The following is an 8,283-nucleotide window of genomic DNA, read 5'->3' as shown; positions in this document are numbered from 1 at the left end:
GGAATCCATTTGTATCCACTCAAATATTAGAAGCGTCCCCATTTTCCATTTTAACTTTTAACCTTTAACCTTTAACTTGCCTTTTTGTTACTCGTAAGTGAACCATTTCAACCTCGTCCCCTAAATCCTTCAAGCCATCCAATGCATCAGTGACATCCGCAAACGATCTTCCAACCCGTGCCTTCGCCATAAAAAGCCCCTCCTTTTTATTTTTTTCAATTCGAACATTTGTTCGAATTGGATTTTCCTGTTTTACCGACGACCAATTTTCAAATGTAAGCATTTGCTTACATTTTGATTACAAAAAGAAAAAGCACACCCTGGGCGTGCTACTACAAAAAATAAAACGCTCCGATAAATCGGAGCGACTACATTTACCAATTTTACATTTTTAATTTTTACTTTTAACTTTTTACTTGCCCCCCCGAAAATTTTTGAGTTATCCACAGAGGTAACATCTGTGGATTCCCGATAGAGCCTGTCCCCGAATGTAGTAGTCGGGGACACTCAGGAATGAATACCCCGTCCCCGCGGGACACCCCTTTTGGGAAAAGGGGAATGACAGGCGAAGGATTTAGAATGACTTCACTTAAAAAATTGTTTCTCATTTATCTGCTTACGAAGTTCTTTTGTCCACTTCCCTCTTAGCTAGCATTGATAACCGATAAATATTGAATTAATAAATATCACAATACTACAAATTATTAAAAATAATTCAGTCCTCAAACCGAATAATAATTCCATTTTCTAAAACCTCCGATTTTAGTATAACACAAAATGTGCATTTTGTCAAGTAGTTTTTTCAGCAACTGATTTACCGTCTAAAATTGCATCTTCCATTGTGGAGTATTTCCAGCCACCGAATCTGCCAATAGAAAAAATAGAATTTTTTTGCAGATATCTCTGGATTGTTTCAACTGCCTTGTTTCTGTTTTTATCGTAGTGAACATATGCATAAGGAATATCAAGGATACATTTTGAGATTATTTTATCAGTTGGTTTTATTATTTTTGCAGTTTGTAAATCAAAAATTACCTGTTGAACAATTTTTGATTTATTAATTTTTCTATTTCTGTATGAAATCTCTATGTACATTGAAGATGTGTTTTTAGAGCAGAGTGATTCAGAAAAATTATTAAAAAAACCAACTCTGTAAAAAGAGAATTTTTTTTCAGGGAAATAAATCCAGTGTTTATCAGAGATATTTTTTCTTTTTACACCGATATTTATGTCTAAAACTGAAGTCCATCTTAATTTATGACAGGCAGATATTACTCGTTGAGATGGATTTTTGATCAGTTTTATCAATTCTGGTACAGGAATAGTAGATACGAGTTTGTTATACTGAAAATTGCCCAGATTGGTTTTTACAGTTTTTGCAATCAGGTTTATTGAGATTATTTTTACACTGGTTATAATATTTGCGCAGGAAATTTCTTGTATAAATTGGTTTATGAGCGATTGTATTCCACCTTCTTTGGGATAAAAAAAAGTAACATTATAACCGTACTTCCCACCGTTTTTAGTATCGGTAAATGCGCCTGTAATTACTTCCTGCAAAGTTGGTTGTGGAACATAATTTCCCAGCCAGTCAGTTGTAAGTTCCTTTAAGTTTCGTTGCCATAGTTTTTGGTTGTAAGGAATCATAAAATATTTTGAAATACCTTTACCAAAAGTTCTTAAGCACCAATTGTGGAATGAGAATTGAGAATTGAGAATTGAGAATTGAGAATTAGAAAGTTTAGCTTCTATAAAACCTTCAATACATTCATCAATAATTTTTTGAGGCAAGCCAAAAAGGTTCGCCTGGAATGGATAGCGAGTAAAAACGTTTTGAGAGAAAATCCAGGAATTGCGGACTTTCAATGTGAGATTATTTCTTAATAATTTTTTTACAAGGTTTTTTACATAATCACTTTTTATATGAAGCAGATGTCCTGTATAATCGTAAGTGAAACCATTTTTGTTGGTAACAGACCTACATAATCCACCAACGACATTTTCCTTTTCCAGTATGATAAACTTTTTATTTTTTAAGTGATATGCAGTAGATAATCCGGTGATGCCTCCGCCAAGTATTACCGTGTCAGATTTCATTTGTTAGTCCATTTTTATTTTAGAGAGTTTCCAACCACCATAAACTGCAAGAGAAAGGATGAATATGTAGATTATTATTGCAACAACCAGATTTACTCTTGAGATAACAAATGCTGCCAAACTTAAAATTACCGATATTAGCCATATTAAAATTACAACTTTTTTTCTTGAAAACCCTGCCTTTTCAAGCCGAAGTGCAAAATGGTCTTTGCTGCCTAAAAAAGGCGATTTCCCTTTTTTGAATCTCAGATACATTACATATAAAGTATCAAAAATTGGTATTCCCAAAATAAGTATGGGTGAATACAATGCAATATTATTTATTTTAGTGTAAGAGGTTCCAAGCGACAGTGCGGCAAGGACAAAGCCAAGAAGCATACTGCCAGTATCACCCATAAAAATTTTTGCCTGTGGAAAATTGTATCGGATAAAGCCTAAAATACTGCCTGAAAGTGCAGCAGCTGCAAAATTAACATAGATTTCTTCTGTAGGCAGTGCGATAAAAAGAAAAGTAGTCGCAGCAATAAAAGAAATACCCGCTGCTAACCCGTTCATTATATCAATGATATTGATAGCATTTATAATTCCCACAATCCATATTACCGTGAGAATATCAGCAAGATATTGTGGCTGAATAAATTTTATTCGTATATCAAAATTGATTAAAATTATTGCGACAACAATCTGCCATAAAAACTTCGCCTTAAAACCGATTATCTTAATATCGTCAATCAGCCCGACAATTACTAGCAATGTAGCGCCTGTAACGATACCTCTTAATGCCCGTAGCGTACCAGTTGGGAAATGAGTTATATACCGTATTACAAAAAGTGAGAATAGAAATCCCAGAAAAATTGACAAGCCACCAAGATAAGGTGTTGCAATTTTGTGTGTTTTGACAGAAGTATGTGGATGGTCAAGGATATCAAATTTTTTTGCAATAGTTACAAAAATGGGTGTAATAAAATATGCTATAAAAAAAGATATTAAAAACGCATAAAGATAACTAATCATTTTACTAATTTTTCCAGATTTTTAATTTTGCTCAATGCAATTCCGACCCAGATACTTTCAGGATAACTTGAAATTAGCAATTTATATGTTCTGATAGCGTATACCCAGTCCTTCATTTCTTCATAACATTGAGCGATATAATACTGTGCGTAATCGGTATATTGAAAATCATTGTAATTTTCAAGAAATTTTTTATACGCGGTAATTGCTTCATTGTATTTGTGTAACTTCCTGTAAGTATCTCCTATTTTGAATTGGGAATGTCCTGTGTATCTATGTGGTGAAAACCGTTCAACGAGTAGAGAGTAATAATGCAATGCAGTAGTATAATCATTTTTTTTGAAAAAGAATATATCGCCAAGAAAATATGCTGCACTTCCTGCAAGTTTTGTATGCGGATAGGAAGTAAGAATTGATTTCAGGAATTCTATTGTTTTGTTAAATTCCTGTACTTCAAAATATTTTTCTGCAAGTGCATATTTTTTCAAAGCGCCTTCTTCGTTAGGATAGGCAGATTTTATAAGTTTCAATCGTTCTGCTGCAACTTTCTGCCATTTACTATTCGGGTATTCCTTTAATAATTTTTCGTAAAATTTGATTGACTCAATAAAATTAAAATAATCAAAAAAATATATATTTGCAAGTTTGAATAGAACATCATCCATTTTTTCAAATTTCGGATAGTTCTCAATAAGTTCAAAATAAATATCTTTCAATTTCTTGAGTTCCAGTTCGGTTCTATCAATTTTTTGGAAATAAAATTCAGATATTAAATAAAATCCTGTCGCTTTTATTGGTTTTGTCGTTAGTATCCGGACAACCATTTCATAGTCGGCTAAGTTATTTTTTTCCGGGAGTTTCCAGTCAGCGATCAGTGTTTCAATTTTCTTAATTCGTTCAGTTTCCTTTTTTTTCTGATAGAATTTATAAATTATAAAACAACTAATTATCAATATAATTACTATTATGAGTATAATCATTTTTTTATTTCGTAAATGCAGATACCTTCACTATCATATATAGAATTCAGATGCTTTTTTTTGAATACATTTATAACTTCCAGTGCTTCCGCACTAAAGTCATTTGGTCTAAAACCATTTTTAAGGCGTTCATATTCGCCTTCATTCCATAAAATATGGGTAAAATTATCGGATTTCAATTTGTTAAACAATTCTTCAGATGTTTTTGAATTATTTGCTATCTCGGTTAAAATGTCTGGGTCAAAAGGACTGCTTGAGAGCGTATTAAAGTTTGTATAATAATTTCTTGCCTCACCGACAAAAAGCGTTTTTGATTTACTGTTAAATGTTTCATTCATAAATTTGGCAGCAGGATAAAAATTGTTTGGTTTAAGAACCTGTGAAGAAAGATAGGCATCTTTTGTTACATTCCCGAACAAACAAGTTAATGGTTTAACAAAATTCTGGATAAACATCAGAACAGCGAAATTAGATATTATTATAATACAAAAAACAATTTTTACAATACTTTTGACCAATTTATTATTATTTATAAATTCAGCAATACAAGCAGAAAATACAATTGCAGTTGCCGGCACTGCAGGGATAAGGAATCGTAAAACTCTTGCAGAAAATCCCCAAATCAAAAAGTAGAATGCCGTATAAACAAAACAGAGTTTTGCGATATTATCAGTTTTTGTTATTAAAAACAAAACAGGTAGAAAAACCAAATAAAACGGACCTATAACATCAAAGCCACCGCCGAATTTTACACCTTCCATTGTTATATCCCAAGGTAGATTGATTATAGAAAAAACGCCAACTGTGCCATGATGTGATACATGAGAAAGATATTGTTTGATATAAAATGATGCTTGGCTGAAAATAAAGAATGGAAAAAAAGGTTCACCAGTAAAGATATAATTTTTTACAAGCCATGGCAATGGAACTAAAATAGCAGGTATAAAAAACAAAAATAATATAGCAAAGATATTTTGTTTTAAGGATACACACTTATATAAAATTACCAAGACAAAAATAGCAACAGATATTATTGCAGTATATTTTATACTGAGTGAAAAACCTGAAAATAAACCCGACAAAATCAACCATTTTTTTTCAGATGTCTCTGCCCAGTTTATTAAAGAGACAAAACTTAAAAATAGATAAAATGTAAGTCCCATATCAATATATGTTCCAGAAGCGAGCAATACAATTGCTGGTGTTATTACAAAAATTAGTGTTGCATACAATGATATTTTTATGGATAAATACTGTATTGAGAACCCGTAAATTATGCATAATGTCAGTGGTAAAAATGCCCAGTGTATTAAATTTGCAAGAATATCATTATAAAGCAACAGAGCCATTGTATAAAGCATTTCTATATTTTGTGGGAAGTTAGCAAAAAGGTTTGTTTCTATATGACATATTTTATGCTGTTTTATATACTGTGCAGGAATTGATAGATGGTAAACAAGTGAATCATAAAAAGTTGGTGGGACTAAAGCACCAATGAATGCGGTTGATAAAAAAATAAAGAAAACGAAAAGTAATAGAACTATTTTCAAATCAAACGATGGAAGTTTTATATTTGTGTATTTAAAATTTTTTAGTGATATAAGGAACAGAAACAGAATTAAAATATAAAAAACCAATTTGTATAACATTCCGAAAATACCCAATAAAAATGTAACTATTGACAAAACAGCGAGACCTGAGCCGATAAAAAATGGTATTTTTAATACTTCAATAAAATTCAAATTAGATTTTGTCAGTATAAAATTTCCTGTTTGAAAAGAAACAAACATAATGATACCAAAAAACAAAAATTCCCCAACCCGTTCACAAAAATTGGGTAATGGATAATTACGGAAATACGAGATTAAAACGATTGCTATCCAACAGAAGACGAGATATAAAAATATCTTTTTCATTATTTTTCTGTAAAAATTTGCTGGCGTAATAAATTTGTCTTATGCAACAGAAACCTGAACAAAAAAAACAGAGCAGTGATTCCATATTTGCAACTTCTTAAAAAGTTTATTGATGATGCTTCTTTGAAATATTTGGCAGGGACTGGAATGTCACCGAGCCGGAATTTGCAGGCGACTGCTTCAATCAGAAATTGCTGGTCGAAAACAAAGTCATCAGAATTATCCTCCCACCGCATCGTTTCAATGACTTTTTTTGAATAGGCGCGGAATCCAGAATGAAATTCACCAAGGTTTTGACCTAAAAGAAAATTTTCTAAGATTGTTAGAAATCTGTTAGCAATATATTTATACAAAGGCATCCCGCCTAAAAGTGCTTCCCATCTTGTTCGGATTCTGTTTCCCAACACTACATCGCAAATATCATCAGCAACAATCCCTGCAATATAGGGCACCAGCCGTGCATCATACTGATAATCCGGATGTATCATAACAACCACATCAGGATTGTATTTAAGTGCTTCGCAATAGCATGTTTTCTGATTCGCACCGTAGCCCATATTTTTTTTATGAACGATTGTTTTTATTCCAAGTTTTTTTGCAATTTCAACCGTTTTATCTTTTGAAGCGTCATCTACAAGTATAATTTCGTCTACGATATTTTTCGGAATATCAAGATATGTTTTCTCTAAAGTATTTTCTGCATTATATGCTGGCATCACAATAACAACTTTTTTATTCTTTATCATACTATCGCTATCGCTGATTCCCGCTGATGATGTCATTCTGAGCGAAGCGAAGAATCTCGAGACTCTTCACTGCGTTCAGGGTGACACATTGTATCATCCGCGGTCATCTGTGTTATTTTATAGATTTTTATCGTAGGGTTATGAAATTCTCCCGCCGAAACTTTTGATATTTCGTAAATTTTTTTTCCGTATTCCATTAATTTCGTCGTGAATGTCTCTGGATCTGAATGCAAAGAACTTGTAATTACAAAGTCAAATTTTTTTTGTAATTCTGAAAATTTTTCTGCTTTTATTTTATCATGCCAGTCAACCGTCGTAACATAATTGTCGTTCGGGAATTCCGGACAAAACGGTCCCCGCAGGATTTTTGATTGCTCGGGAATATTTTTAATTACCCATTCTCGTGCTAAAACCCGGCTATCTTTTTGCGTTAGCAAAATATCCGTTTTTATAATTTTTGGAAATGTTACAATCAAAAAAATTAGCAGAATAAAAGTAAGTATTTGCTTATTTTTAATTTTTGCAGTAACTAACGCAGATATTATAGCAAAAAACGGATAAAGTGCAAGTATGTATCGTCCTGTAAGTCCCTTCCAACTGCCAAAAAATACCACCAGAATAAAAATTATTGCAAGTAAAAAAACATTTTGCTTTATTCTATTTTTTATTAAAAGTAATAATCCCGAAGCTGAAGTAATTACTAAAAAATAACCCAAACCATCAACTAAAATATCAGGATAATTTAAAAAGCCGTGAAACAATTGATTTTTGTCTGTTGCAACGATCAAATTAAATCTATCCAAAAACCTTTCTGAAAAACCTGCAAAATCAATAATTGAATAAGGACAGCCGATAAAAAAACCGAGTATCAATGCAAGAAATGAATACAGGATATATTTTTTATTTTCCCATCCTAATAAAATTATTGTCAGAAAAAGAATCCCGCCATAGTATTTTGTAGCGGCGGAAAGCCCGCAGAAAAACCCCGCATAAATAAAAGATTTTGGTTCACCTTGCGAATAAACATTCCAAATAAAAAATGCAGTAAGCAAAGTAAAAAATGCTGCGGTAATATCCGTTGTAGCATAATGCGAACTTAAAATATGTTGCCAACTCAAAGATAAAAATAATGCCGACAATAATCCTGTTTTTTTATCAAAGAGTTTTTTTGCAAGTAGATATGTAAGATAAATTGTACCAATAGAAAATGCAACCGTAAGCAACCGTCCTATTAAAATAAAAGGCACAGCGTTGGTATTATAATGCGATATAAAACTACCGATTGAATCAAATTTACCGAGTAGCAATCCGAGCATAAAATATAAAAAATAGCAAAAAAAAAGCAGATATAAATAAAAAGTTGGGTAATCAAAAAACGGGTTCGGATTAAAATCACCTGTAAAAAACCGCATTGTATAAAAAATAACAACAGATTCATCTATATGTCCATATCGTAGTGGAAACGCAAAATTTATCCCCCAAACTCTTACTATCGTAGAGATTAAAAGTATCAACCAGATTGGGTTCATA

At 32.1% G+C, this 8,283-nt stretch carries 7 protein-coding genes; all 7 read right to left on the bottom strand.

The window, feature by feature from the left end; genetic code table 11:
• Window positions 1–64: 64 nt before the first annotated feature.
• The gene (locus tag AB1349_04585; GenBank protein ID MEW6556616.1) at window positions 65–190 is read right to left on the bottom strand and encodes a hypothetical protein; all 126 of its coding nucleotides are present in this window, start codon (window positions 188–190) and stop codon (window positions 65–67) included.
• A 599-nt stretch (window positions 191–789) separates the two neighbouring features.
• On the bottom strand, window positions 790–2,097 hold the full coding sequence (locus tag AB1349_04580) for an FAD-dependent oxidoreductase (GenBank protein ID MEW6556615.1): 1,308 nt from the start codon (window positions 2,095–2,097) through the stop codon (window positions 790–792).
• 3 nt (window positions 2,098–2,100) lie between these two features.
• The gene (locus AB1349_04575) at window positions 2,101–3,111 is read right to left on the bottom strand and encodes an MraY family glycosyltransferase (GenBank protein ID MEW6556614.1); all 1,011 of its coding nucleotides are present in this window, start codon (window positions 3,109–3,111) and stop codon (window positions 2,101–2,103) included.
• On the bottom strand, window positions 3,108–4,091 hold the full coding sequence (locus tag AB1349_04570; protein ID MEW6556613.1) for a tetratricopeptide repeat protein: 984 nt from the start codon (window positions 4,089–4,091) through the stop codon (window positions 3,108–3,110). The genes AB1349_04575 and AB1349_04570 overlap by 4 nt, the downstream gene beginning before the upstream one ends.
• Complete coding sequence (locus AB1349_04565; protein MEW6556612.1) at window positions 4,088–6,007, bottom strand: hypothetical protein; 1,920 nt, start codon at window positions 6,005–6,007, stop codon at window positions 4,088–4,090. The genes AB1349_04570 and AB1349_04565 overlap by 4 nt, the downstream gene beginning before the upstream one ends.
• On the bottom strand, window positions 6,007–6,789 hold the full coding sequence (locus AB1349_04560; protein ID MEW6556611.1) for a glycosyltransferase family 2 protein: 783 nt from the start codon (window positions 6,787–6,789) through the stop codon (window positions 6,007–6,009). The genes AB1349_04565 and AB1349_04560 overlap by 1 nt, the downstream gene beginning before the upstream one ends.
• Window positions 6,786–8,282, bottom strand: coding sequence for a glycosyltransferase family 39 protein (locus AB1349_04555; GenBank protein MEW6556610.1), 1,497 nt, complete (start codon window positions 8,280–8,282; stop codon window positions 6,786–6,788). Before AB1349_04555 ends, AB1349_04560 begins: the two co-directional genes overlap by 4 nt.
• Window position 8,283 lies beyond the last annotated feature (1 nt).

The sequence above is a fragment of the Elusimicrobiota bacterium genome (assembly GCA_040757695.1).
Classification (GTDB): domain Bacteria; phylum Elusimicrobiota; class UBA8919; order UBA8919; family UBA8919; genus JBFLWK01.
Note: the sequence above shows the minus strand (reverse complement) of the source record. Positions and strands in the feature narration are given on the sequence as shown.